We start from the raw sequence: 26534 nt of genomic DNA, 5'->3' as shown, positions 1-26534 counted from the left end.
ATTACTGAACGCAAGAGACAACATTGATAGTGGGGCGAACACCTTCACCAGATGAGTTCGTGTAAGTAATTGTACACGGAGCATTAGCTGCAGTAGGAGCAGTCGTGCTGTAACCTGTGTAGCCTTTGTAATAAATTAGCAATTCTGAGGGATCAGAACCTGCAACGGTAGTAGTCAAATAATCACCAGCATTATCAATATCTGCGTCTAACAGGTTAGTCAAATTGGTTGCGGTTCCACCATCTGGGTAACCATAAACTGTATTAATAGTCGTACCGTTCCCTACATTAACCGAACCTGTTGCTGCACTCGCCTCTCCGTTAATTAACGCCTTACCGTAAACAACAGATGCTGCCGACTCTATTGATCCTGCGATCCCTTGTAAAACAGAATCACGTGCATCGTCTTGAAGGTTTAAAAACTTAGGTGCTGCGGTTACCGCTAGGATACCCAACAATACAATTACAATGATTAACTCGATTAGGGTAAAACCCTGTTGCGTTGATACTTTTTGCATAATCAAACTTCCTGAGTATTAATTAAAAAACAGTAACCTGGCCAGTGGCTGGGTTGTAAGTGAAACCGTCAAACGAGGTACCGTCAGGCGTGCCGTCTGCTGGTGCTGAAGTATTAGGTAGACCCATAGACTCAACTAAGTAGTAAACACAAAGCGTGTTTGCACCAGAGTCATCTGAACGTACCGCGTATCTGAAATCAGCAACAACCGTATCGTTCGTCGATGTGGTGTTGGTAGGTGCCGACTGTAGAATTAGGTCAAATGTGTTTTTACACTCGGTATTGTTAACCGTAGAAATAAGTGTATTACCAGTAGAGCTGCCAGTAGGGTAACCAATGGTACCGTCAACGCCCACTGGCGTTTGATCGTAAGTAACTACTGTGCCGTTGCCGTTCCCGTTATTGCCACTTGGGCGACCTTCCACTTCCCATTGCGCGCGCACAAGACCTACAGCAGCGGCAAAGCCCCCTGCTACACCTTCTACACTAGCTTCTCGTGCTTCATCGGTTACATCGATAAAACGCGGTAGCGCCGTAGCCGCAAGCAAGCCTAAAATAATTACAACAATGATAAGCTCTATCAGCGTAAAGCCTTGCTGTCTCGTGTTCATAGCATCTCCTAGATTACAAATAAGCGCATAACTCCGACGCTTAGTTAACTTTTTCTTTCTCTTACTACGCCGCTACCAGCGTTGTACTCAAACCAAACTTTGTCTTGAATAAAGAATGCACACTGCAAATATCCGTTTGCGTATTCATCGCTTACCGATATTTTCGACGACACATCGAATTCCCTTAAAGTCGCCAATGTGAACATGTATTCACACGCATTTCCTTGATCCGGTTCCAGCCCTTCAGGCCAACCCTTTGTATTTACAAATAACTCTGCAGCCACTTCTTTTTGCTGCTTTATACTGCCACTGGCATCAAAGTCCGTTTCGTAAATCAAAACCCTTGATTGCTTGGACTTTATCCATTGGGCTCTGGCCAACATAACAACCCGTTGAAACTGAGCCACTGCGTTTTCTTTGTTTACTTGCTCAGCTTCTTCTATCACTGGTGATGCGTAATACACGTACGATGTAGCCAAAACAGCGAGCACCAACCCAATCACGATAAAGTTAAATAACCCTGCTCTAGTGCTAGCCACGTTTTACCCCACTGAAATAGCGAACCTTTTACCCGCCTTTCACCGCCGACATCATGTTCCACATTGGTGTAAAGATGCCAAGCGCCAGTATCAACACCATGACCGCCACAAAACCGATTAAAATAGGCTCTATTTTGGCGGTTAAGCTCTTTAAGTCGAAATCGACTTCACGCTCGTAATAATCTGCGCTTTCTTCTAAAAGCGGCTCTAATCGACCCGTTTCCTCACCCACAGCAATCATCTGTAGTACAAGTGTAGAAAACAGTTCGCTATTTTTCGAAACTCTAAGCAAACTTTCGCCTTTTTCTATGCCTTGCCGCATCTCTTTAATGCGCATTTGCATATGAGCGTTATCTACAGCATCCGCTGTTAGTGACAGGCCCGCAGTTAGCGGCACACCTGCACGCAAAATCATAGAAAAGCTACGGCTATATCTTGATAATAATGATCGCTCAATAATGCTGCCTACGACAGGCAACTTTAGTTTAAATTTGTCCCATCTAAGTCGTCCATTAGTCGAATTAACGTATTGTTTAGCCGAGAAAATTATTCCAATTAATACGATTAAAATTAGCCACCAGTAGTTTACAAAGAAGTTTGAAGTGCCTATAAGCACGCGAGTCATTATGGGTAGTTCGGTATCGAACCGCTCAAACATTTGTGTGAAAACGGGTACAACGAAAAGATTCAATATAAACATAGCAATAGCGAGTGCTATCAATACAAAGGTGGGGTATCGCAATGCCGATTTAATGCGCTTTCGCGTTTCCTGTTCCCGTTCGAAATAGAGGGCTAACTGCAGGAAAACATCGTCTAGCTTACCGGTATTTTCACCTACTACGACAACAGAAATGGTTAACCGCGTGAAGACTTTTTCATACTTAGTCATGGCCGAAGATAAGCTTCTGCCTTGCTCAAGCTGATCGGCAATGTCCTTTAAAATTTCTTGGAAACGCTTGTGTGAGGCGTTTTCACTTAGCCCTTTTATTGCCCGAATAATCGGTATACCCGCTTTAAGCAGCGAGTACATTTGGCGTGAAAAGATGATCATCTCATCCAGCCCGACTTTAGGTTCGAATAGACGCCCAATATCTAAACCATCGCCCGCTTTTGCCGCTTTTTTAGTTTCTTCTATCGAAATAGGCACTATGTTTTTAGACAACAAAGCCTGCGCCGCTGCTTGCGCAGACGCAGCCTCAATAATGCCTTTTTGAGGGCCACCTTGAGCCGATTTACCCGCATAACTAAACTGAGGCATTAGTGGTTCACCACCTCAGGCACAAATTCAGCCACCTTAAAGACCTCATCTAACGAGGTTTTACCTTCTGCGGCATAATCTAGTGCCATATGTGAAAGGGGCACAAAGTCTTTGTTGGCCTTTGTCGCATCAACAAAACCCTGAGTATTGTCATCTCGCAGGGCCTCCATCATGTCTTCGTTCATTTCTAAAAATTCGAAAACACCAATACGACCCTTGTAGCCTGTATGGTTACAGCTATTACAGCCTCTACCTTTGCAAAATGTCGCACTTGCTAGCTCTGGTTTTAAGAAGCCTACCCATGCTTGCTCTTGGGCACTGGGCGCTCGCTCCTCTTTACAGTTTTCACATAAACGCCGTACCAGGCGCTGCGCCAATACCCCACGCAATGAGGTAGCGACTAGATAGGGCGCTGCGCCCATATCGATAAGACGAATGGCGCTAGTTACAGAGTCATTGGTATGGAGCGTGCTTAATACCAAGTGGCCAGTTAGTGCGCCTCTAAGCCCTATTTCTACGGTTTCTTGATCACGCATCTCCCCCACCATAATAATGTCAGGATCTTGTCGAAGGGTAGTACGCAAAATAGACGCGAAGTCGAGACCAATTTTTGAGTTCACTTGTACTTGGTTTATACGAGGCAAGCGATATTCAATGGGGTCTTCTGCGGTAATGATTTTCAAATCGGGCTTATTGAGCTCGCTTAGCGCGCCATATAAAGTTGTAGTTTTCCCCGAACCCGTTGGCCCGGTTACCAATATCATGCCATGAGGTCGGTTTATGGCGGCGCGAAATTTTTCGGCCATTGCATCAGGCATCCCTGTCTGATTTAACGTCAAAAGACCTGCGGATTGATCTAGCAAACGCATAACCACCGCTTCGCCGTTAGCGACAGGCATGGTGGAAACACGCACATCAAGGGTGTGGCCTTTCACTTTTATATTAAAACGCCCATCTTGAGGAATACGCTTTTCTGATATATCGAGACCAGACATTAGCTTTAACCTAAGTACCAACGCAGCGGCAATTTTTACCTGGTTTAGTGTGTTTTCCTGCAGCACGCCATCTACACGCTGCCTGATACGCAGAGTATTTTCATCTGGCTCAATATGTATATCAGAGGCGCGCACCTGAACCGCATCTTCAAAAATAGAGTGAAGCAGTTTTACTACTGTGGCATCTGAAGTGGTATCGTCGAGAGCAGACAATTCAAAGTCCGCTTCATCGGCGTACTCTTCACCTAACTTTTCTGCAAATGACGCTATATCTTGGGTACGACGATAAACCGAATCAAACGCTTCTAACATTTGATTTTCTTGAACTATTGCCAGCTCGATATTGCGCGGCGCTACTAGCGGACCTAACTGATCAAGACCGCCTAAGTCGGTGGGGTCGCTCATTCCAATCAGCACTTCATCGTCGTCAGCTTCAAGTACTAGCGCTCGATAACGCCTTGCATAGGTTTCTGGGATAAGTTGTGCTTGCTCTGGATCTATTCGACGCTGTGTAATATCTAAAAAAGGAATATTTAGCTGCTGGGCAAGAAAGCGAAGAAGTTGCGGTTCGCTGATAAACCCTAAGTCAATAAGCGTATCACCAAGTTTTCGCCCAGATGAACGCTGTGCCGATAGCGCATTATCAAGCTGCTCGCTGGTAATGATATTTTCGTGAACTAATAAATCGCCGAGGCGCATCTTTAATCGAGGACGCATTAAGGTTGCTCCTGTAAATCAGTTAGGCGGGCACTAGCATATTGCGATGATGTAGAAGAGAGGCCACCAATCGCAAGGGCTCTGGAATATGAAGATATGGCTAAACGCTTGTCAGACAATGCGTCGTAATTAACCCCCAGTGCCAACCACCATTTTGCATTATTTGGTTGTAGCGAGGTCATGGCGCTAAACGCCGAGATAGCTTGTTCTGGTTTATTAACTGTTTGTGCAGAGGTCCCCTTTAGTATCAGATAATCGATACGTTTTTCAGCCAGTGCTTTGGCATCTAAGCTGTCTGGCATAAGGTTCAGTGCTTCTTCAAAACGGCTTTCTTGAACCAAAATCTTAGCCATGAGTTCGCGCCACACTAACGATTCTGGCGACATTACAACGCCTTCTGAAAGTACCTGTAACGCTTGTAGGTTGTTATTTTGACCAAAATAAAGCGCGGCCAATTGTTTGCGAGCCTCGGTATTTTGCGGGTAGGTAGATAGTGCAAGAGTAAAGCTTTTTTGGGCGTCGTCGAAAATACCAAAATTGTAAGCTTTAAGCCCTGCCTCTAAATGAACGGCGCTTTGTTGCTCAGGGGATTTAGGCGTAACGTCAATCGCAGGCTCACGTGAAATAATGCTGTCTGGCTTAGGCGAGCTCAATTCACTGCTTGTTTTAACGTTTGCTCCAAGGTTTGTCTTGTTGGTCGTTTGTATGTTTGCTTTTTCTTGGGTTAAACCTGAGGCTTTCACTACCGCCGAGCTGGTTTCTTCAGTCTCTGCTAATATGTTTGCGGCTGATATGATTTCGTCTTCAACTTCGGCTGCCTGTTTATCTGACTTTTTATCTGTCTTTTTATCTGGCTTTTGATCTGATTGGGCATCCGAGTTTGAGCTTGAAGAATTAGCAACTTGCGTACGCTGCCTGTATTCTGCTTCGTCGTCGGCTACCGTTTCATCAATACTGTTAAATACAATCTCAGCTACGTCTGACGGCGTATTTTGATATGCCAAATCTTCTTCGGATAACGGCGTAGACTTCATGCCTTCTAACTGTTGTTCGGCGCTATCGACATCTTGCTTGGAAGTACTTTCACTGTCAGTTGTAATGGACTCATTTTGCACCGAGCTTGCTGCTGTATTCGGTACATCGACTTTTGCAACAGTATCAAGGCTACCTGTATTAGCAGCACTCTTACTATCCCCTGACTCAGTTACGCTATTAAACACCAGCCAGCTAAATAGCCCTAGTGCGATGAGCGCAATTAGCGCTTTTGGCCAAAGCGAGCGATTTTCCACTTGAACTGTAGGCGGCAAGCCAAAATCTTCGTTCTGGTTCCGCTCATCTAGCGATTTCAAGGTGTCATTTAAAATGCTCATAAGCCCGGCGCTCCGTAAAGGTGAAGCGCACTTGCTACCGCAACCGCAGCTATGGATAAAATAACAATGCTTTGTCTAGGAACAAGCCTTCGCTTACAGTCATCAGTATCAAACACTGCGTTTATTGTATGTTGCCAAGTCGCAGTGCTTTTACCCTGACCGTAAGCACGAAGAAGAATTTTGTGGCAAACAATATTGACCAACCGTGGCGTTCCTCGGGTGACTAATGCAATAAAAGCCCGTAAAGCTTTAGAAATTAACTGCTCGCTTCCGCCCGCCGTTGTTAGCCTATGGCCGATGTAGTAATCCACTTCTGCCGACGTCATTGTGCGCAGCGTGTACGAAAAGCTGATGCGCTGACGGATTTGCCTAACCTTAGGGTTTGACAGGTTAGCGTCAAGCTCTGGCTGGCCGAATAAAACGATTTGAAGCAGCTTACTTTTCTCAGTTTCTAAGTTGCTAAATAAGCGCAACATCTCAAGTGCATCCCAGCTTAACGATTGCGCTTCATCAATAATCAGTACCGCTTGCCGCCCCTCTTGTTTGAGCGCCAAAAGCCTTGACTCGATGGCACTGTGTAACCCTTGAGAAGCTTCGTTTTTACTTATATCAATACCTAATTCATTGGCGAATGCTATACGCAACTCGTCAGGGCTTAAATATGGATTAGGCAAGTAACAGGCTACGAATTTGTCTGAAAGGTGGTTTATCAGTTTGCGGCACAACAGGGTTTTACCTGTACCTACTTCACCGGTCACTTTAATAAAGCCTTCAGACATACTTAACGCAGACAAAATGACTTTTAACGCTTCATTGTGCGGCGCAAGCGCACAAAAGAAATCCGTGTTCGGCGTAAGCGAAAACGGCATTTCTGTGAAATGATAAAAGCCTTGGTACATAATTAGTTTCTATACCATTGATCAAGTAATGACTGAGTGCGAAGGCGCTGCTTTTCCCACGTATCTGGCTGTACCACCGAAGGGCGAATAAGAATAACCAATTCGCGTTTGCTCTGGGTTTTCGCCTTGTTTTTAAACGCGTTACCGATAATAGGGATATCACCTAACAGCGGTGTTTTAGATTCTTGCTCGCTGGTAACCGTTTCCATTAAGCCGCCTATCACCACAATTTCACCGTCGCGAGCGCGGATCACGGTATCTGATTCACGAATATTGCTCTGTGCTAGCGGTAACAAAATTTGTTGGTCACCTACTTGGATAACCTTTGTCTGTTCCGCCGTTTCTGTTACTGAAGGGTGAACATGCAGTATTACAGAGCCACTTCTGTCTATTTGCGGTGTTACATCCAGCGCGATACCAGAAAAGAAAGGAGTAAGTTCGATGTCATTCTCGTTCTCTGTGCTTGTTGTGCTTTGATCTTCACTGGTCGACACATCGGTAACAAAGTACTCGTCTTGCCCTACTTTAATAACGGCCTTTTGGTTGTTAGTTACCGTAACGCGAGGGTTACTTAGCATTTGCACGTCACCCTGGGTTTGAAGCATATTGATAACACCATCAAAGTCGCCGCGAGAAATACGTAGCGTTGATACTCCACCGATATCGGTAGATATAGTGTTGCCGATAGCATTAACCGCATTAATAGCTGGGTCGATTCCCGCAGCAGTGTTTGCTGCAAAATTAGAAGCAAGCGCCCCGCCGCTAAACCCAAAATTGAGGCTCCCTGTTAAGCCGCTAGCTATACGGTCCCATCTAACGCCTTGTTGGTAGCCATCATTTAGCGTGACTTCAATAATGCGAGCTTCTAGAACCACTTGACGTTGCAGGCTTTCTTGGCTTTGGTTTAGAAAGTCTTTCACCACGGCAATTTCGCTAGGTAGCGCGCGTACCGTCACTAACCCCGCCTGAGGTGAAACCACCACCTGACGACCTTCAGTAGGTGATACCAGTACTTTTAACGCTTCTTTTAGGTCACTCCAAAAATCGTTTTCACTGGTAGTCTGAATATTTGAACCGTTGAGCTGCTGTATATTGTTGCCGCCAAGACCACCTTGACCACCTAAGCCGCTTTGACCGCCCAATGCGTTACCGCTGATATTGTTGTTGCCGTTAATACCGCCGTTGTTACCACCGTTATTCTGGTCTTGTTCGCTTACTCCACCTGCAATCACGCTGACGTTCGAAACACCAAAACGCTTGATCATTAGGAAGTTAACCGGGATAGATTCTGTCTTTAGTTGCGACGGCATCACTTGGATAACTTTACCTTCTAAAAATACATCCAGTGGATACATTCTAGAAATAATCGTAATCACATCGTCAAGGGCCACGTCTTTAAGTGTTAAGCTGATTTGGCCAGACACCGCTGGATGCACAGCCACGCTATAAGGCGTATCTTCCACCAGCGCATCGAAGAACGGGCGAACATCCACATTATTAGCGGACACGGCAAACAGCTTTTGAGACGTAGGAGCTGGTAGCGACTGGTAGCGAGCCACTTCTGACAGCAGTTCTTGGTTTAGCTGCGGTGGAGGAGCTGGTTTGGTCGCAGGTACATTTTGGGAGCGATTGAGTTCATCGCGAATATGCGGTTTCACTTCCTCGCCAACACCATAGGTTTGACAACCCGCTATAACAAACGCCGCAGCTAGTATCAGTGCGTTAGAAATAAGGCTATTTTTTAATTTCATATGCATACATTCTTAGTATTTTCTGCTGACGACCGTCAGTTATAATCACGTGTTTAGGGGTTATCTTGGACACAGTAAATTCATTCAGCGTGTCCCCCTCTCGATAAGACTTGCCAGAGATGATCGCGCTGTAACCGGAACTGCGTTTAAAAATTGACTGCAGAGCCAATTCGCCATCTAAAAGATTGCTTTCGCTTGCAATCGCCCCCTTAAACTGGGCAGGTTTAGTTGGGTCTACGGCGGCTATTGCAGGCTTGAAAACACTACCTACTACCAACAAACTAAATATGAAGCATTTCATTGTCTTCACCTAGATTCCCTAAAGCGAAATGAAGGTAGCGTTATTGCTTACTGTCGCTAACCCCAATGTCAGTGATGCACTGGGATATTCGTCGACGTTATAAGCGAAGTCAGTCACAATGACTTTTTCTGGTGCCGCTTGAAGACGCGCAAGATAACTGCGTAAGTCGAAGTAACTACCCTCAATCACTAAACGCATATTGTGACGATAGAATGATGTACTTTGCGTTTCACCTTCACCAAAACGAATGGTTTCAGTAGGTTCTACGTTAAAGTTAACCAAGCTCACATTGTTTTCTTCATTCAATAGCGTCATTAACAACTCGGGCATCCTGTCGGCAGCCACGAAGCCTTCGTTCAATGAAAGCAACGCATCGTCAACGCTCAGTAGCGCTTTTCTCGCGTTATCTAACTCCTGTTGCATCCGCTGCGTGTAATCGACAGACAATGCTTGCTCAATGGCATCTCGCTGAATGACAAGCGCCTTGTACTCGCTTTCTTTTCGAGTAGCGGTTTTGTCAGCGGCAGACATGCCTTCCAGCGCTGGCGATATGCCAAACCAAAAGAATAGATAAACGATAAGGCCAAAGCTCACCCACAAAATAAGCTGCTTTTCTCTGTTTTCGAGCTCTGAAAACTTATCAGAGAGCTGTTGATACTGACTCATCAGCGTCTCCTTCAAAATCAGTTGATATTAAAAATTGCTTCACGTTTTCAGCCCCATCTACTTCGTCGAACTTCACTGACGAAAATGACTTACCCTGAAAGAAAGGTGACTGCTGTAACTTCTTCAACCAAATAGGGATAGACGACGGTGCCACCGTTTGTCCTGACAAACGAATTTTCTGGGTATCTATGTTTATGCTGGTAAGCCAAAGGTTCTGGTTGTGATAGTTAGCTAAGTCGTCCATCACTTCGCCATACTTGGTTGCATCAAAAGACAGCTCTCCACTTTCTAGATAGGCAAGCAATTGCTTTCTGTTTTCTATCTTTGCGTTTACTTGCTCAAGCTGCTGCTGAAGCGTTTTGGTATCACGCTTTTTCTCCAGTGCATTATTCAGCGTTTTAATTTCATTATTGATTTGGCGGGTTAACGCTGATTGCTGTTCTATTTTTTCTTGTTTAGCGTTTAGTAATACATTTAAAGCAACAACGGCGATTAGCATTACTCCAAACGCTACGCCGTTTACCCAAAGCACCTTTGATAGAGGTAAGCGCTCTTTTTTAGGCTTAAGCGAGGGGTGATAAAGGTTTATCGTGCGTTTCACTGGGCCTCCCTCGCTGCAACAAGCGCACTAGCCAAAGCAAAGTGGCAAGTGGGGTCAACAACATCAGCTAATTCGAGCTGCGCAGCGAATTTTTTCATAGCCGCAGGCTGAAAGGGCTTTAAGCGCTCTATAACGGGCTCGCAATCAAACTGTGTTCTGAACAAGATTTCTTTTAGCGGTGGCTGTTTTAGCTGTGACTCATAGAAATCCATTGAACGTTGAATTTCTAAACCAAGCATGTCGCTTAATTGGGCTAAATCTTCTGGGGCGGAGGATTTTTTAACAAATCCCCTTAATCGACGCGATAGCCAAATAGCACGCGAGCGCACTATCATCAAAAAAGGTTCGCTATTGGGCTCTTGAATAATAAGTAATCGCGCGTAATCATCGTCAGGCACCATTTCGGTAGCCAGCACTTCTTTAGCGTGGATATGGGTGAGTTTAACCTCTTTCTTTTTCGATAGACTTTGAACCAGTGCAGAAAGCGATGACTTTTCGGCAGCAAACACATCTATTTTCTTGCCGCCGGTTCGGGTTTGAACCGGGTAATCGATGTAGTCCAAAACAATATTACTAGAATCGAACGGAACCAACTCGCCAAGTGTCCAAGGTAGTGCAGTCGTGATGTCCTCTTCGGGTACATCAGGTTTTTCCACTTGAACCATATGATACATTTCTTGAGAAAGCACAATGGATACTCGACATGCCTCTTTTTCAAATTCTCGCAAGGCCTCGCTTAATTGCTGTTCAAGAGGTTTTCGATTGTCAAAGGGAACAGAAGCAAAAGAGTTGAGTACATAGCCACTGTCGCTAAAATTAACAGCGGCAATATGTAACTCAGCAGCACTCACAGACACACCTACCGTGAGCGTTGTATTGTTCTTTTGCGAAGAGAATAAGCTAGAGAGCATATGTCTACTTAATTCGTTAGTGTCGAGTATTATCTTGTTATCAACAATACCTTAAGGTGCCAATTTGTGACATGGCGCTAACTCAAAAGTAGACTAATTATCTAAATAAACCAAATACCTACATAGGTGAATGTTTATATTAATATGTATTGTTATAAAGAGCTTACTAGTCTTCCAAGGTAGTTACCGAACCGCTTGCTGGGTAATAGTCGAAATAGGTTCCTCTACTTAAGCTGAAGCGACACCAGTAGTTATCCTCATTTGTTTCAAGCTCAGCGTAGTATCTTGCATGCACTTTGAATCCGTCGACACGTAATGGGGATGCCACTATTGATGACCAAATTTTTTCACATCCAGCGTCCGACATATCAGCGGTCGGCCATCCATTGTGGTTCATACGAACTGGCGTTCGGTTCATTTCGCTGCCAGAGTCGTCATAGTGAATAAGCATTATCATAGTGGTAGGCTGACGTACTCGCCATTGCCAATGTGAAGAAATCACGTGCCGCTTGAACGTCTCTAAACGCTCTGCAAAAACTTTTGTAGTGGTATCTTCTTCGCCAATATGAAAATTGTTAATTGCTATGCCTAGCGAGCTTGCAAAAACAACGGCAATAGAAGCTTTAATAAGGTTTTTAGTGGTCTCGGTGTCGTTATTATTTTTATTCATCTGTGGCTCCCCAGCTTATAACTGAAGTATTAAACCTTGTTTGGCGTGGTGTTTGTCGCTATTTGCGCAATATGAAATTGCTATAGCTGCGAAAACAACTTCGTTATGTTGTTAGTTTATCGGCATTTTGGAGGAAATATGAAGTAATACCAGTCCGTATAAATAATTAACCGAAACTTTAAGCTTAGCTCGTTTTCAAGTATCTATGATTAGCAGTACGGCTCTTGGTTAACCGTTTTTTTGCAAAATAGTAATGCCCCAGAAATCACTGTCTTTTTGCTTTAGTTGCCACCCGCTTTTCATTAGCGCTTTTCGCGTATAGTAGTTCGTCATCCCATGCCCAAAAAGAACCACTCTAGGGTGTTTTTCGCTAAGTTTATTAATATGAAAAGAAAGTTTTTCAACCCGTTTTTTAGCAAGTTTGAAACTTTCAAAGCGGCCTTTAGTTCCCATAAACCAAAGAGCACGGCTTAGCAAAACCCAGTGCCAACTGCGCAAAGTGAAAGGTAACTTGTAGTAAGGTATATCCATTTCTCTTAGTTCCGGTAGCTCTTCATCAATTGAAGTTGCCCCATATTGAGCTGCTGTTAACCTTGCTCTTAACAGCGGGCTTACGGCGATGTAGCTACCGGTTATATCTATTTTTTGCTTTGGTTGGCTGGCTGGGTCTAGGGGAGATTTATTATAGTTACGCACCCAGCTTGCATAATCCGCAGCATTCACTTTCTCATTGTGGGCTGAAAGTGGCTTTCCATGGCGAATGAAAATAACTTCTTTCACTGTGCTTTCTTTTATGACATCCGTGTTCATATTGAATCCGATTAATTCAAGCTTGCGATCTTGTTAATGTAAAGAGTTATAAAAAACGGTATCAAATTGATAAGACCGAGGGTATACGAAAATAAAGGGCGTTACATTAGACGAAACGCCCTTTATTTTTTTCGTATTTAATTAAGAAACTTACGCACTTGCCAATACTGGGTCAATAGCTTGTTGCTCGCTATGAAGGGAGTCCGCTTTCTGTTCGATGTATTGCGATAGCACCTCTTGTTGCGCTTTGGTTAAACGCACCCCATGCTTAGTTCTGCGCCAAATTACATCTTCCAGCGTACATGCCCATTCACTCTCGATTAGATAGTCTACTTCTGCGCAATACATACCTGCGCCAAAGTCTTCACCCATCTCAGCAATTGACGATTTTCCTTTTAAAAATTTGTAGCTTAAAAGGCCATATTGACGTGCATAGCGTTGAGCAATATCTTTGTTCAACCACGAGAACTCTCCAATTAACTTATTTACAAGCTTTTCTTGGCTTTCGAATGCGCCACCTGGTAAAGGCACATCTTTAGTCCATGCTTTCTTGGCTTTAGGGAAACATGTAGTCAGTTTGTCTACCGCATGCTCAGCTAATTTTCTGTAGGTCGTTATTTTCCCGCCAAAAATATTGAGCAACACTGGCTTACCTGTTTCACCTTTTAACTCAACTTTGTAGTCTCGCGTTAACTCTTGAGCAGAAGCATTCTTTTCTTCCAGTAGAGGTCTTACCCCACTGTAAGAGTGAACGATATCGCTTAGGGTGATTTTTGATTTAAAGTATGTGTTTACCACATCTATCAAGTATTCGGTTTCTTCATCCGAGATAGCAGCATCTGATGGATTACCTTTAAAGTCTTCATCAGTAGTACCTACCAGCGAGAAATCCCCTTCATAAGGAATAACAAAAACAATACGCCCGTCTTTGTTTTGCAGTATGTATGCTTCATCAGTATCGTAAAGTTTAGGCACAATGAAGTGGCTTCCTTTCACCATACGCATAGCATTTGGGTTGTTAACATTTACTAAACGATCTAAGAAGGATACCGCCCAAGGGCCTGCAGCATTGACAATAGACTTCGCTTTAACTGTAAACGTTTTCCCTTTTGCTGTTCTAAGCTCAACACTCCACAGGTTGTCTTGCTTTTCAGCTTTAACACATTCAGTGCGGGTGTAAATTTGTGCGCCTTGATCTTGTGCGGCTAATGCGTTCAATACCACTAAGCGTGCATCGTCTACCCACCCGTCAGAATATTCAAAACAGGTTGTAATATCGCTAACTAAAGGGCTTTCGCTGGTTGTCGACAGCTTACGTGAGCGAGGTAGCATGTTGCGTTTCGCCAATGAATCGTAAAGAAACAAGCCAATTCGAATCATCCACGCTGGGCGTAAATGCTTTTGATGCGGTAAGCGAAAGCGCAAGGGCCACATGATATGAGGAGCTTTTTGAAGCAGTACTTCCCGTTCCGCCAATGCTTCTTTTACTAAACGGAACTCGTAATGTTCTAAATATCTAAGGCCGCCGTGAATGAGCTTGCTACTTGATGAAGATGTAGCGCCAGCAAGGTCACCTTTTTCACATAATGCTACTGAAAGCCCACGTCCTGCAGCGTCCAGCGCTACGCCAACACCGTTAACGCCGCCGCCAACAACTAAAACGTCTACTGTTTTTTCAGATTCATTGCTGTGACTCATAGTTTGCCCCTGCTCGTATTCACATTTGCTTTATCTCGTTGTTGGCTATTTGACAACCAAAAGGAAAACATGTCAACACAAAACGAACATTATCGAACATTAAAGAAAGTTAAATGAACCCAATTATGCGTTAACTTGCTGGTAAATAACGCAAAGGAAGAATAAAGGGTTTAGCTAATCTACATGCGCTGAACCGCATGTTTGTAAGTACAACTAGACGAGTGAATCGATACAAAACCATGTTCAAGCATTAGTTAGCAATGCAGCAACACACAACATTATCGAGTGATAAGGCTAGTGCAGAATTATGACAAATCTGTGATTGTGACGATAAATGAGTAAGACAACTTATAGTTATGCTTTTACAAAAGTAATGTTATTTTCTTTTATAATTTTGCCTATGCTTGGCGGTGGTGTTTTCTCACAAACTAAACAGTCGACTTGTGATATATGGCCCTGTTCAACCATAGCGCGGCGTTCAAATTTACTGTAGTCGGCAGCAAGGATGACGTGTTGAGTATGCTCTAAAATAGCTTGTGAAACTTTCACTTCTCTGAAGTCAAAGTCTAATAACGCGCCGTCTGAACTTATACCACTTATACCAATGATGCCGTAGTCCATGCGAAACTGACTGATAAAGTCACAGGTTGCTTCACCAATAATACCGCCATCGCGATACCGTACTTCACCTGCGGCAATTATCACCGAGAAGTCTTCTTTAGCAGATAGGATTGTCGCTACATGAATGTTGTTTGTTACTACATGTAGATTTTTATGATTTAGCAGCTTAGTAGCGATAAGCTCAGTCGTAGTACCAATATTGATGAACAAAGACGCACCGTCGGGTATCATAGCTGCAACAGCTTCAGCAATTTTTTCTTTTACTTCACTGTTTTGCGTTTTACGTTCTTGATACGGTGTATTTTCCCAGCTTCTGTTTAATCCAGCGCCACCGTGATAGCGACTGACTACGCCGTTTTCAGCCAGTTGATTTAAATCTCTTCGAATGGTCTGTGGCGTCACTTCACAAGCACTAACCAAATCATCAATAGACATAAAACCATGTTGCTTTATTAACCCAACAATTTTTTCGTGTCTTTGCGTTTGGTTCATCACACATCCTCAAAAGTAAAATCGACAATAATTATACGTGCTTAATAACAAACTTCACGCGATAAAACGAAAAGCAAATGTTCGTTTTCGAAAATATGGCATTGTTAAACACCTGTAAATGATGCAAACTCTATGAAAATTATCTTCAGGAGTGACCTTATGGGACAACATATTCTTGCCATTGATCAAGGCACAACAAGCTCTCGCAGCATTATTTTCTCTGCAAAAGGCAGTATAGAGGCCATCGCTCAACAGGAGTTTTCTCAAAAGTACCCTAAAGATGGCTGGGTTGAACACGACCCGGAAGAAATTTGGGAAAGCGTTGTCGCTACCCTGAAGGAAGTTTTTGATAAGTGTAGCGTAACCCCGTCTGACATCGCCGCTATTGGAATCACAAATCAGCGCGAAACCACGCTAGTTTGGGATAAACAATCAGGAAAGCCTGTCTACCCTGCAATCGTTTGGCAAGACAGACGTACAGCGCAATATTGCCGAGATTTTAGCGAAGACGAAGAATTCGTTTCGTATATAACAGAGTCGACAGGGCTTTTACTTGACCCTTATTTCTCAGCAACGAAAGTTGCATGGATACTAGATAACGTCGAAGGCGCCCGAGAGAAGGCAGAAAACGGCGAGCTTCTGTTTGGTACCGTGGATACGTATTTGATTTGGCGCTTAACGGGCGGTGAATCACATAAAACTGATGCCACAAATGCATCTAGAACCATGTTGTTTGATATTCATAATCAGCGTTGGGATGAAAAGCTTCTTGAGAAATTCAATATCCCAGCTTCAATGCTGCCGGAAGTTATGGACTGTGCCGCGGATTTTGGGGTAATCAAAGAAGACATCATCGGAAAAGCTATTCCTATTCAAGGTGTTGCAGGCGATCAGCAAGCTGCACTTGTGGGTCAGGCGTGTTTTGAAAAAGGCATGGCAAAAAGTACGTACGGAACCGGCTGCTTTATGATCCTTAACACCGGCGACGCCCCTCTTCAGTCAAAGAACCGCTTGCTTACAACCGTGGGTTATCGCCTTGATGGTAAAACAACCTACGCCCTTGAGGGCAGCATCTTTATGGCTGGCGCCACCGTGCAGTGGCTTCGCGATGGCTTAAAGCTTATTGATGATGCGGCAGAATCTGAAGCTTTAGCGCAACGCGCTAGAGAAGACAACGGTGTATTTTTAGTTCCTGCATTTACCGGCTTAGGCGCGCCATATTGGGACCCAGATGCGCGAGGCGCCATTTTAGGCCTTACTCGTGATACAGGGATAAGCGAAATTGTTGCCGCAGGCCTGCAATCGGTTTGCTATCAAACCAAAGACCTTCAAAAAGCGATGGAAAGCGACGGAGCTCGCCCTACAAATATACGTGTAGACGGCGGTATGTCGCGTAACGACTGGGTCATGGGCTTTTTGTCAGATATATTGGGTGCTGAAGTAGAGCGACCTGAAATTACCGAAACAACTGCGTTAGGCGCAGCCTTCCTTGCCGGATTACAAGCAGGTGTGTTTAGCAGTATTGATGATTTAACTCAGTGCTGGAAAAGTGATAGCGTTTTCACCCCAAGACTATCAAAGCAAGAACGTGATCAGGCCTATGATGGTTGGAAGGCCGCTGTAGACCGTATCCGTTGCAGTTAATTTCTCCTTATTTTTCTTATTGTTAATAAAGTGCGGTTATATACCGCACTTTTTTTATACAAAAAAATTTTTATAACATTGTAATTACATTGTCATTTTGTGCTAGTATTGGATCTAAGGTAAACGTTTCACCTTTTACCTTAAAACAGAAACGCTATATTTTTCATAAAGTTACAAATAATAATCGAGAAAATATAACGTTAAATGTGTAAAAGTAATGTTAATAAGCTTGATCCGCACATACTAAAAACGTAATTTAAGTGCAAAGTACGTTAAAACGTAGCCTACTCACGGAGAAAACACAGTGACACATAAAATTAACACATCACAGTTAGGCCCAATTGCGAAACGCTCACTTTTAGGTGTTGCTATCGCCTCTGCCCTACACGCACCGGTAGCATTCTCTCAAGATGCTGACACTCAAAGTGTAAACGATGCACCTGTTGAAGTTATTGAAGTTCGCGGCATTGTAAGCAGCTTGAAAAGAGCAATGTCTGATAAGAAAGAAAACCTCGCTGTTTCAGACGGTATAGCAGCGGAAGATTTAGGTAAATTTCCAGATCTAAACGTTGCTGAATCACTTCAGCGTATCACTGGTGTCTCTATTGACCGTAACGGTGGTGAAGGTCAAAAAGTTACGGTACGTGGTTTCGGCCCACAGTTTAACACTGTACTTGTAAACGGTCGCCAACTCGCTACTGACGACGCTGGCCGTGCATTTAACTTCGATGTGCTCGCTGCCGACCAAATTACTGGCGCAAGTATCTACAAAAGTGGCGTTGCCAACCTTCAATCGGGTGGCATCGGCTCTACCATCAACGTTTCGACTGCTCGCCCATTCGACTATGACGGTTTCCAAGCAGTAGGAAGCGTGAAGGGTGTTTATGAAACCCTTTCTGAAGAAACGTCTCCACAAGCTTCTTTCTTAGTTAGCAACACATTCGCTGACGATAAATTTGGTTTGCTACTTGCGGTATCTCATCAAGAGCGTCAGGTTCAAATTAACCGTATTCAAACAGCGGGCTGGCGTCCAGGCCTAACACTTTCAAACCGTGGCGATGGCGAAACGGCTGAGATTATTGCTACTGATGTTTATTTGCCTCGTAACTGGGACCAAGTTGTAGACCAGCAAGACAGAACCCGTACTAACGCATCACTTGTTGCGCAGTTTGCACCATCTGATGATGTAACCATTACCTTAGATGGCTTTATCTCTAAGTTTGAAGTTGATTCACAGGTTACTGACCTTGCGTCATGGTTTGAACCAGACCGCGTAGGTTCTGCCACTATTTCTGAGTTTGGTACAGCTGTACAATTTACGCAGGAAATTGACTTACACCAAGGTAGCGGTAACCCAGCATCTGACTTCGTATCATCAACCCGTGGTGTACGTGATGTAACTAACAAAGGGTTCGGCTTAAACGTTGATTGGCAAGTAACTGACGCCCTTTCAGCAACCTTCGATGTTTCAACATCTGAAGCTGAAAACGACGTTGCTGGCGAAGGTCGCTTTAACGTTGTAGGCATCATCAACAACTACGAGTTTGACAGCACAGGTGGTACACCTACTGTAATTCACGATGGTTTTGGCAATGGTCAATTGCCTGATATCGCACTTAACCGCCTTCACTATAACGACTTAGGTAACGTAGTTGCGTCTGAAGACGAAGTAACAGAATACAAAGCAGATTTCACTTACCTTGCTGATTCTGACGTTTTCCGTAAAGTTGATTTCGGTATCTTGCGCTCAGAGCGTGAGAAGTTCGTTTTCCAAGAGTTTGCGTCACAATGTGCATTCTGTGGTTATGGCACAGCAGCGCCAATTGATGAGCTGAACATTCGTCCGTTCACTGCGAACAACTTCTTCAGCGGCCTAATTGATACTTGGTACACGTACGATGGCGATGCATACCTAGATTACCTTGCTTCTCAAGGTGCGCCAGTAGTACCAACGCTTCAGCCTAACTATTACAACATCGAAGAAGACGTAACCGCACTTTACGCTAACTTCGAATTTGGTTATGACATCGGTGATATGCCGTTAACCATGAACTTCGGTGCCCGTTACGAAGAAACCAGTGTTTCAGTTTCTGCAGTACAAGCACTTATCGCTGACGTTGTTCCTACAACTGACTTAACCTTGTTCTCGAATGTTTTCGCTCCAGCAGAAAACATTACAGGTTCATCTTCATATGCCAACCTTCTACCTAGCTTGAACGTTAAGTTAGAAGTACAAGAAGATATGATTGTACGTTTCTCTCGCTACGATTCTTTGACACGCCCTACTATGTCTCAGATGTCTCCAGCGACCACTTTCAACGAGCCTCGTCGTCAAAACCTACAGGCAAGCGGTGGTAACCCTGACCTTAAGCCATTTAGCGCTGAAAACTGGGATCTATCATTTGAGTGGTATTACAGCGACGATTCTGTGTTCTCGTTTGCAGTATTTAGCAAAGAAGTAGAAGACTTCATTGTTACGCTTTCTGGCGATGAAACTTATACCATGACTAACCGTCTGCCAAATGACTATCGCTGTGCTGCTGATGACTGTGCAGTGGGCGTATCGCTTGACCCACAAGACCCTGATCGCGACGTAGTGGCTGACACAGAAGAGCTTAATGGTGCAAGCGAAGTTTACACTGTTACACGCCCTCAAAACGGCGAAACAGCAACGGTTAATGGTTATGAAGTAGCGATTACCCACGTATGGGATAACGGCTTTGGTGTAACCGCTAACGCTACTGTAGTTAACAGTGATGCGGAAGTATCTGGCGATACAACACAGACGTTTGCGCTAGCAGGTCTTGGTGATTCACAAAACCTTATCGTGTTCTACGAGCGCGATGCGTTCCAGGCACGTGTAGCGTTTAACAACCGTGAGTCGTTCCTATTTGCACTAGATAACACTGAAGTTGGCGGCGCGACAGGCGAGCCAATTACTACTGAAACCTACGGTCAGTGGGATGTAAGTGCAAGTTACGACATCAACGAACACCTTACGGTATTTGTTGAAGGTATCAACGTGACTGAAGAAGAGCTTACACAAGTAGGCCGCTTCCCAGACCAAATTTACTCAATTGAAGACAATGGTGCTCGCTACTCTGTAGGTATCCGAGGCTCATTCTAAGATTTGTGTGTGTTTTGGCAGGGGTAAAACCCTGCCTTTTATCCATAAGCCTATTGGCAAAACGAGTACGTTTATGGATAAATGTAGAAAACAGTCATAATTCCATTTAAGCAGTGTTGTTTCATGAACCATTCATCTCATACATCTCAAAAACAGCGTATTGTCATCGTAGGTGGCGGCACCGCTGGTTGGCTTACAGCCGCCATCGTTGCGGCTAAACACAAGGTAGCAATGGGTGAATGTGGCTTAGACATAACCTTGGTCGAATCCAGTGACATTCCTACTGTCGGCGTAGGTGAAGGAACCTGGCCAACAATGCGCAACACGCTGAAAGACATTGGCCTGTCTGAAAAAGAAGTATTTAGACGCTGCAGCGCTGCATTCAAGCAGGGCGGTAAATTCGTAAATTGGGTAAATGGCGACGGCGACTTTTATTACCACCCGTTTACCGTTCCGTTAGGTTATGGTCGCGTTGAAATGGCCCCCTATGTAGGCGATATAGCAAATTTTGCCAACGCCACTAACTTTCAGCAGCACGTGTGTGAGCGCAATATGGCGCCTCGCACGCTCAGCGAACAGGAATACAGCAGCGCACAATCTAACTACGCTTATCATCTGGATGCGGGTGCATTCGCTGACATGTTACGAGACTTCAGTAAGACGGAGCTAGGCGTTAAACACATTGTCGCTACTGTAGAAGACGTAGCTGCAATCTCAGACGAACATATTGAAAGCGTCACCCTTAACAACGGCATGGTTTTGAAAGCTGATTTATTTGTCGATTGTTCAGGTTTTCGCTCACTATTACTTGGCGAAACCCTAGGTGAAAGCGTTGTTTCTACAGACGACGTGCTATTTAATAACTCAGCCCTTGCCCTTCATGTACCTCACGAAGAAGACTTCGAAATAAAGCCTTACACCCAAGCAACTGCGCAAGAAGCAGGCTGGATTTGGGATATTGGTTTATCTTCAAGAAGAGGCGTAGGCCATGTTTACTCTACCGAATTTACTACCGATGAACGCGCCGAAGAAGTATTGCGTCAGTACGTTGGTGACCAACACGGTGATTTGAAAGCGCGCACAATTCGCTTTAACTCTGGTTACAAGAAGCGTATTTGGAAAGGTAACTGCATTGGCGTAGGCCTATCCGCGGGGTTTGTAGAGCCATTAGAGGCAACAGCCCTTATGCTTATCGAGATTTCAGCACGCTATATTGCAGAGCAAATGCCGCTGCCAGAATCAGCGATGCCTATCGTTAGCCAGCGCTTCAACAAGCAAATGAACTATCGCTGGCAGCGCATTATCGACTTTTTGAAACTCCATTATATTTTCAATCAACGCAGTGAACCTTACTGGGTTGCCAATCGCGATCCTTCAAGTATTCCCGACTCTTTAAAAGAAGATTTGGAAATTTGGAAGTATCGCGGCCCTCAAATTGCTGATTTTTCAGCGGCAATAGAGCTTTTTCCTGCCGCCAGCTATCAGTACGTACTATATGGAATGGGATTTTCTCCAGACTTTTCTTTGCAGTCTCATTTCTACAACGAACGTGACCTAGCTGATAAAGTGATTCAACAAAATCAGCTAATCACGCAGCAAAAACTAAGCAGCTTACCTAATCACCGCGACTACATTGAGCAGTGGTTGGCAAGCTAACGAGAACTATAATATGCCAACATTTGAAACCTTATCGGATGATACCCACAGCGCTCTTACTATTGATGAGAGCAAGCTTGCTAGTACTTATTCGAAATTTCATCTTCTCAACATTGAGATAAAGGAAGCCGTTCAAGCATCTAGCGACTTCCCTCTGTTTTTCAGTAAATCTACTGAAGCACAGTATTGGACAATTTCGGCCCTGTGCGGCCTAGCTCCTCAAGAAAACGTGTTTGAAACACAAGGTACATGGCTTGGTCACTATGCACCGCTTAGTCTTCGCACCTTACCTTTTATCGTACGATTGGGAAATGATGCTCAGCAGCAAGAAGTTTTAGTTGATGTCGACTCGCCAGCTGTTTCTTCTCAAAACGGTGAAGCACTCTTTTTGCCTTCCAAGCGCCCTACTGCGTACTTAGATAATAAAAAGAAATTGCTAGATGAGCGCGTTACCGCCATGCAACAAACCGCTGTAATGATGAATCAAATTAGCGAGATGGGACTCATTCATACTGTTGACTTGATTATAGAGTACAAAGACAACACCAATCAGCGCGTAGGCGGGCTAGCTACTGTGAATGAGCAACGCTTGCAAAACCTTACGGGTGAAGAACTGGCTAATTTGAATCAAAAGGGCCTGCTCAACGTGCTTTTCAATATTCTCGGTTCTATTTTGCAAGTGAACCGCGTTATCCGTCTTCATAACACTAAATTCCCTGATCGCGCTGTAAACAACATTAAGTTCGAAACCAGCAAGTCATAACTGTCCTTTAGGAGTAAAACATGTTTTCCAGCACTATTCAGGTGTCTGTTTTTGTCTTTGTGACTGCTTTAATTGGTTTTCTTACCTATTTAAGTTGCCGCGGACAAAATAGAAATGCCCAAAACCAAAACCGCGAATACTTTCTTGCAGGCGGAGGTCTAGCTTGGTATTTCGTTGCAGGTAGTATCACGCTCACCAACCTAAGTACCGACCAGCTAGTAGGTATGAACGGTAACCAAATGGCCTTGTTAGCCCTATGGGAACTAGCAGCGGTTGTAGGCCTTTTCGTACTGGCAAAAGTATTTCTGCCTGTGTATTACAAGTTCAAGTGTACAACGACAACAGAACTTCTAGAGCAGCGCTATCACGACAAGCACATACGTGCAGTTATTAGTGCGCTCTTCTTCGCAGGCAGTGCTTTAATATTTTGCCCGGCAGTAATCTATTCGGGCTCTTTGTTCATGCAGTCTATGTTTAACGTTGAGCTGCCGCTTATGTACATTGCAGTTATCTTCGTTATTGTCGGTGCCTTATATGCCATCTTCGGCGGTCTTCGTGCAGTAGCGGTGTCTGATACCTACTCGGGCGTGCTTCTTTTAACCATGGCTGTATTGGTGGTTATTCTGGCGCTTCAAGCCATCGATTATAATTTTGATGGAATTCCGCAAGAGCGACTTACGTTAATTGGCGATGATGAGTCTCCAATCCCTTGGCATACCTTGCTTACCGGTATGATCTTTATCCAAATGTTTTACTGGGGTACTAACCAGGTTATTACTCAGCGCGCAATGGCGGCACCTTCTTTGAAAGAAGCGCAAAAAGGCGTATTCGCTGCGGCCGGTATCCGCTTGCTGATTGTACCTGCCATTATTGTTATTCCAGGTATCGTTTCATACAAACTATTTGGTGATATTGGTGATAGTGCTTACGGAAAAATTGTTGCAACGGTATTGCCTGATTGGCTTTCTGGCGTATTCGCAGCGGCTATGGCAGCTGCGGTGTTAACCACGTTTAACAGTAACCTAAACTCTGCTACTGCACTTTACGTGTGCGACATTCATGAAAGCTATATCAACAAAACACCTAATGTACCTAAGTTAAGCGGCTACGTTACTATTTTATTGTGCTTAGTATCGCTTGCGCTAATCCCCGTATACCAACAAGCTGATAGTATTATTAACCTAGTCCAGAAGCTTTATGGTCTTTTAAGTATGCCTATTCTTTCCGTATTCATCGTAGGCTTACTGTTTAGAAACGTGCATGCATTCGCGGCCATTGGTGCAGTGTTGTTCGGCGTTTCAGTTTACGCATTAATGAGCTTTGAAGCTTCACCTCTGTATGCACCATTTGGACTTCATTACATCCACCTAATGTTCGCAACGCTTATTGGCTGTGTCGCCTTTGCTCTTATTGTGAACCGCTTGGTGTTTAACCAAAAGGCAGAGTTTTCGTTAGAGCTTTATAAAAAAGAAGCCTAACAAATTAGTTACATGTCGAAAAAGGATGTCTTTTGACATCCTTTTTTGTTTTTAACAATTAATATCGTCTATATTTTACAACTATTGGTCAGACTTCATTTCCTTCGCAATGCAGACTACCATTGAAAGTAAAACGTTTACCCTAAAATTGTAGAATAGGTATAGTGAACGTGATTTAATATGCGAAATTATGCCGTAAGAAGTCACTACTTACGTTGTAAAAAAGTTGTATCACCACCTAATTTACGTTTTATTAACGCTGAGGTTTTTATGTCGTCACTTTCTCAATTCGTACGCCTGTCGAACGAAAAAGTCACCTTAATATTCGACTGTCAGGGTCGTATGCCAAAAGTCATTTACTATGGTGCGCCATTAAGTGACAGCACAACGCCTGAAATGCTTAGCGTTTTAAATACACGCCAAGAAGCTAAGTGTGCGCCAGTAATAGAGCCACCCATTACTTTAGTGCCAACCCATGGTGAAGGTTGGACAGGACAGCCAGGCCTTGAAGTTTCCGGTGATGCGGACCAGTGGTCAGCAGGCTTTAATTTAGTAGAGATAAATCAAGATGCTCAATCGGTTGCCTTCATTGCTGAAGATGCGCATCGCGGTATGCGCCTTATTACAAATGTAGAGCTTGATACCGCGACCAGCGTTGTAAAATATGTTTCTCGTGTAGAAAACACCGGCAGCAGTGCACTGAACCTCAATTACCTGAATGCTGCTAGCCTTCCACTTCCTACAACGGTTAGTAAAATTAAGACATTTGAAGGTCGTTGGTCTGCTGAATTCCAAACCAAAGATCACGACTTATTCTTTGGCAGCTACGTGCGTGAAAACCGTCGTGGCAAAACCTCTCACGATACTTTTCCTGGTTTAATTGCATTTCCAGATGGAACAGGCGAGCTTAACGGTGAGTGCTATGGTTACCACCTTGGTGCCTCAGCAAACCATAAGCTTCGCGCCGAACTCATGGCTGATGGCAGAAGTTATGTTCAGTTCGGTGAATTACTGTTTCCTGGTGAAGTGGTACTTGATGCAGGGGACAGCTACACATCTCCGGTGCTTTATACCGGCTATGGCTGTGAAGGTTTCTCATCCCTATCGCAACAGTTCCACAATTTTATACGTAGCAACGTGCTAAACCATAGCGCTGAGTCTAAGCCTCGCCCAGTTCACTACAACACGTGGGAAGGCATTTATTTCGATCATAACGAAGAAGAACTTAAAGCCTTGGCTGACAAGGTAGCACCGCTAGGTATTGAGCGCTTCGTTTTAGACGATGGATGGTTCAAAGGCCGCAGAAACGACAAAGCTGGGCTTGGTGACTGGTTTGTAGATGAAGCCATCTACCCTGAAGGACTAGACGGGTTAATTGACCATGTTACTGGTCTTGGCATGGAATTCGGCATTTGGTTTGAGCCAGAAATGGTTAACCCAGATAGCGACTTATATCGCGCGCATCCCGAATGGGCACTTCAAACTGAAAACAACCCTCATGTGCCATTTAGAAACCAATACGTTCTAGATTTAACCAATCCAGAAGTGGTTGAGTACCTTTATAAAGTTATTACTGATGTACTTAAAGCCTATCCAAAAATAAGCTACATCAAATGGGACATGAACCGCGACGTAAACCACCCTGGTAACCTTCAAGGCAAACCGGCAATGCACGGCCAAATGGCAGCGCTTTACAGCTTAATTGACCGTGTAAAAGCGGCCAAGCCAGGCATTGAAATAGAAAGCTGTTGCTCAGGCGGCGGACGTGTAGATTTAGGCATATTGCCACACACAGATCGCTTCTGGACGTCAGATTCTAACGATGCACTAGACCGCTTATATATTCAGCGCGGCTGCTCTTACTTCTTCCCATCTGAAGTAATGGGCGCCCACGTAGGTCCGCGTGACTGCCATATTACAGGTCGTAACCTACCTATTGAGATTCGTTCTGCCGTAGCCTTATTTGGTCATATGGGCATAGAAATGGACCCGCGTGAACTAACAGACCACGAGCAAAGCGTGCTAACCGACGCCATTTCGCTTTATAAGAAATATCGTCATATTACCCACGGCGGCGACCTATTCCGCATGGATGATGACGGCATGAATGTGAAATTTGGTTATGTGTCGAAAGACAAGCAGGAGGGTATTTTTGCATATAACAGTGTTACAGAAACCGTACGCACTACGCCTAACCGTTTCTACTTCGCAGGGCTTGACGCTAACAAGCAATACACCATTGAGCGTGTGTGGCCTGAAAAGCTGAAAGAATACACTCCTTCAATTTTGCAGCAAACTGAAGGACAAGTGTTCTCTGGCGAAGTCTTGATGAAATACGGTATGCAGTTGCCGGTACTCTTCCCACAAACAGCCCTGATTTATACTGTTAAAGCCCTGTAGTTTTCTAAACGCTATGGCTTTCTAAGCGCTGCCTAAGAAA

At 44.2% G+C, this 26534-nt stretch carries 22 protein-coding genes; 6 read left to right on the top strand and 16 right to left on the bottom strand.

The window, feature by feature from the left end; translation table 11 throughout:
* Window position 1 precedes the first annotated feature (1 nt).
* The 16 genes from IW644_RS11035 to IW644_RS10960 all read right to left on the bottom strand — a co-directional run bounded on the left by IW644_RS11035 (window position 2) and on the right by IW644_RS10960 (window position 15426).
* A complete protein-coding gene (locus tag IW644_RS11035) occupies window positions 2–517 on the bottom strand; it encodes a type II secretion system protein (protein ID WP_269917641.1) in 516 nt (171 codons plus the stop codon).
* A 22-nt stretch (window positions 518–539) separates the two neighbouring features.
* Window positions 540–1127: a prepilin-type N-terminal cleavage/methylation domain-containing protein gene (locus IW644_RS11030; RefSeq protein ID WP_269917640.1), complete on the bottom strand. Its 588-nt coding sequence runs from the start codon at window positions 1125–1127 to the stop codon at window positions 540–542.
* 44 nt (window positions 1128–1171) lie between these two features.
* Window positions 1172–1666 carry a hypothetical protein gene (locus IW644_RS11025; protein WP_269917639.1) on the bottom strand — a complete coding sequence of 165 codons (495 nt, stop codon included), beginning with the start codon at window positions 1664–1666 and terminating at the stop codon, window positions 1172–1174.
* A 28-nt stretch (window positions 1667–1694) separates the two neighbouring features.
* Window positions 1695–2924 carry a type II secretion system F family protein gene (locus tag IW644_RS11020; protein ID WP_269917638.1) on the bottom strand — a complete coding sequence of 410 codons (1230 nt, stop codon included), beginning with the start codon at window positions 2922–2924 and terminating at the stop codon, window positions 1695–1697.
* The gene (locus IW644_RS11015) at window positions 2924–4636 is read right to left on the bottom strand and encodes a GspE/PulE family protein (protein WP_269917637.1); all 1713 of its coding nucleotides are present in this window, start codon (window positions 4634–4636) and stop codon (window positions 2924–2926) included. The genes IW644_RS11020 and IW644_RS11015 overlap by 1 nt, the downstream gene beginning before the upstream one ends.
* The gene (locus IW644_RS11010) at window positions 4636–6006 is read right to left on the bottom strand and encodes a tetratricopeptide repeat protein (protein ID WP_269917636.1); all 1371 of its coding nucleotides are present in this window, start codon (window positions 6004–6006) and stop codon (window positions 4636–4638) included. Before IW644_RS11010 ends, IW644_RS11015 begins: the two co-directional genes overlap by 1 nt.
* Window positions 6003–6905, bottom strand: a complete 903-nt coding sequence (locus IW644_RS11005; protein WP_269917635.1) for an ExeA family protein — start codon at window positions 6903–6905, stop codon at window positions 6003–6005. The genes IW644_RS11010 and IW644_RS11005 overlap by 4 nt, the downstream gene beginning before the upstream one ends.
* 2 nt (window positions 6906–6907) lie before the next feature.
* Window positions 6908–8656: a pilus (MSHA type) biogenesis protein MshL gene (gene mshL / locus IW644_RS11000; protein ID WP_269917634.1), complete on the bottom strand. Its 1749-nt coding sequence runs from the start codon at window positions 8654–8656 to the stop codon at window positions 6908–6910.
* Window positions 8640–8957 (bottom strand): agglutinin biogenesis protein MshK, encoded by a 318-nt coding sequence (locus IW644_RS10995; protein ID WP_269917659.1) that lies wholly within the window; start codon window positions 8955–8957, stop codon window positions 8640–8642. Before IW644_RS10995 ends, mshL begins: the two co-directional genes overlap by 17 nt.
* Before the next feature lie 18 nt (window positions 8958–8975).
* On the bottom strand, window positions 8976–9623 hold the full coding sequence (locus IW644_RS10990) for an agglutinin biogenesis protein MshJ (protein ID WP_269917633.1): 648 nt from the start codon (window positions 9621–9623) through the stop codon (window positions 8976–8978).
* Window positions 9598–10224 carry a PilN domain-containing protein gene (locus IW644_RS10985; RefSeq protein WP_269917632.1) on the bottom strand — a complete coding sequence of 209 codons (627 nt, stop codon included), beginning with the start codon at window positions 10222–10224 and terminating at the stop codon, window positions 9598–9600. Before IW644_RS10985 ends, IW644_RS10990 begins: the two co-directional genes overlap by 26 nt.
* Window positions 10221–11135, bottom strand: coding sequence for an agglutinin biogenesis protein MshI (locus tag IW644_RS10980; protein ID WP_269917631.1), 915 nt, complete (start codon window positions 11133–11135; stop codon window positions 10221–10223). Before IW644_RS10980 ends, IW644_RS10985 begins: the two co-directional genes overlap by 4 nt.
* 166 nt (window positions 11136–11301) lie before the next feature.
* Window positions 11302–11805 carry a hypothetical protein gene (locus tag IW644_RS10975; RefSeq protein ID WP_269917630.1) on the bottom strand — a complete coding sequence of 168 codons (504 nt, stop codon included), beginning with the start codon at window positions 11803–11805 and terminating at the stop codon, window positions 11302–11304.
* A gap of 228 nt (window positions 11806–12033) precedes the next feature.
* On the bottom strand, window positions 12034–12615 hold the full coding sequence (locus IW644_RS10970; RefSeq protein WP_269917629.1) for a phosphoglycerate mutase family protein: 582 nt from the start codon (window positions 12613–12615) through the stop codon (window positions 12034–12036).
* A gap of 150 nt (window positions 12616–12765) precedes the next feature.
* The gene (gene glpD / locus IW644_RS10965; protein ID WP_269917628.1) at window positions 12766–14313 is read right to left on the bottom strand and encodes a glycerol-3-phosphate dehydrogenase; all 1548 of its coding nucleotides are present in this window, start codon (window positions 14311–14313) and stop codon (window positions 12766–12768) included.
* Window positions 14314–14667: 354 nt separating this feature from the next.
* Window positions 14668–15426 (bottom strand): DeoR/GlpR family transcriptional regulator, encoded by a 759-nt coding sequence (locus tag IW644_RS10960; RefSeq protein WP_118490637.1) that lies wholly within the window; start codon window positions 15424–15426, stop codon window positions 14668–14670.
* Window positions 15427–15585: 159 nt separating this feature from the next.
* Here IW644_RS10960 and glpK point away from each other — a divergent pair, with 159 nt between their 5' ends.
* The 6 genes from glpK to IW644_RS10930 all read left to right on the top strand — a co-directional run bounded on the left by glpK (window position 15586) and on the right by IW644_RS10930 (window position 26494).
* Complete coding sequence (gene glpK, locus IW644_RS10955) at window positions 15586–17070, top strand: glycerol kinase GlpK (protein WP_269917627.1); 1485 nt, start codon at window positions 15586–15588, stop codon at window positions 17068–17070.
* A gap of 304 nt (window positions 17071–17374) precedes the next feature.
* The gene (locus IW644_RS10950; protein ID WP_269917626.1) at window positions 17375–20197 is read left to right on the top strand and encodes a TonB-dependent receptor; all 2823 of its coding nucleotides are present in this window, start codon (window positions 17375–17377) and stop codon (window positions 20195–20197) included.
* Between the two features lie 123 nt (window positions 20198–20320).
* Window positions 20321–21853, top strand: a complete 1533-nt coding sequence (locus IW644_RS10945; RefSeq protein ID WP_269917625.1) for a tryptophan halogenase family protein — start codon at window positions 20321–20323, stop codon at window positions 21851–21853.
* A gap of 13 nt (window positions 21854–21866) precedes the next feature.
* Window positions 21867–22616 (top strand): SapC family protein, encoded by a 750-nt coding sequence (locus tag IW644_RS10940; RefSeq protein WP_269917624.1) that lies wholly within the window; start codon window positions 21867–21869, stop codon window positions 22614–22616.
* A gap of 20 nt (window positions 22617–22636) precedes the next feature.
* Window positions 22637–24094, top strand: coding sequence for an SLC5 family protein (locus IW644_RS10935; protein WP_269917623.1), 1458 nt, complete (start codon window positions 22637–22639; stop codon window positions 24092–24094).
* Window positions 24095–24364: 270 nt separating this feature from the next.
* Window positions 24365–26494: an alpha-galactosidase gene (locus IW644_RS10930; RefSeq protein ID WP_269917622.1), complete on the top strand. Its 2130-nt coding sequence runs from the start codon at window positions 24365–24367 to the stop codon at window positions 26492–26494.
* Window positions 26495–26534 lie beyond the last annotated feature (40 nt).

The organism is Alteromonas sp. PRIM-21 (assembly GCF_027563165.1).
Lineage (GTDB): Bacteria > Pseudomonadota > Gammaproteobacteria > Enterobacterales > Alteromonadaceae > Alteromonas > Alteromonas macleodii_A.
This window is presented reverse-complemented; position numbering and strand designations above follow the sequence as displayed.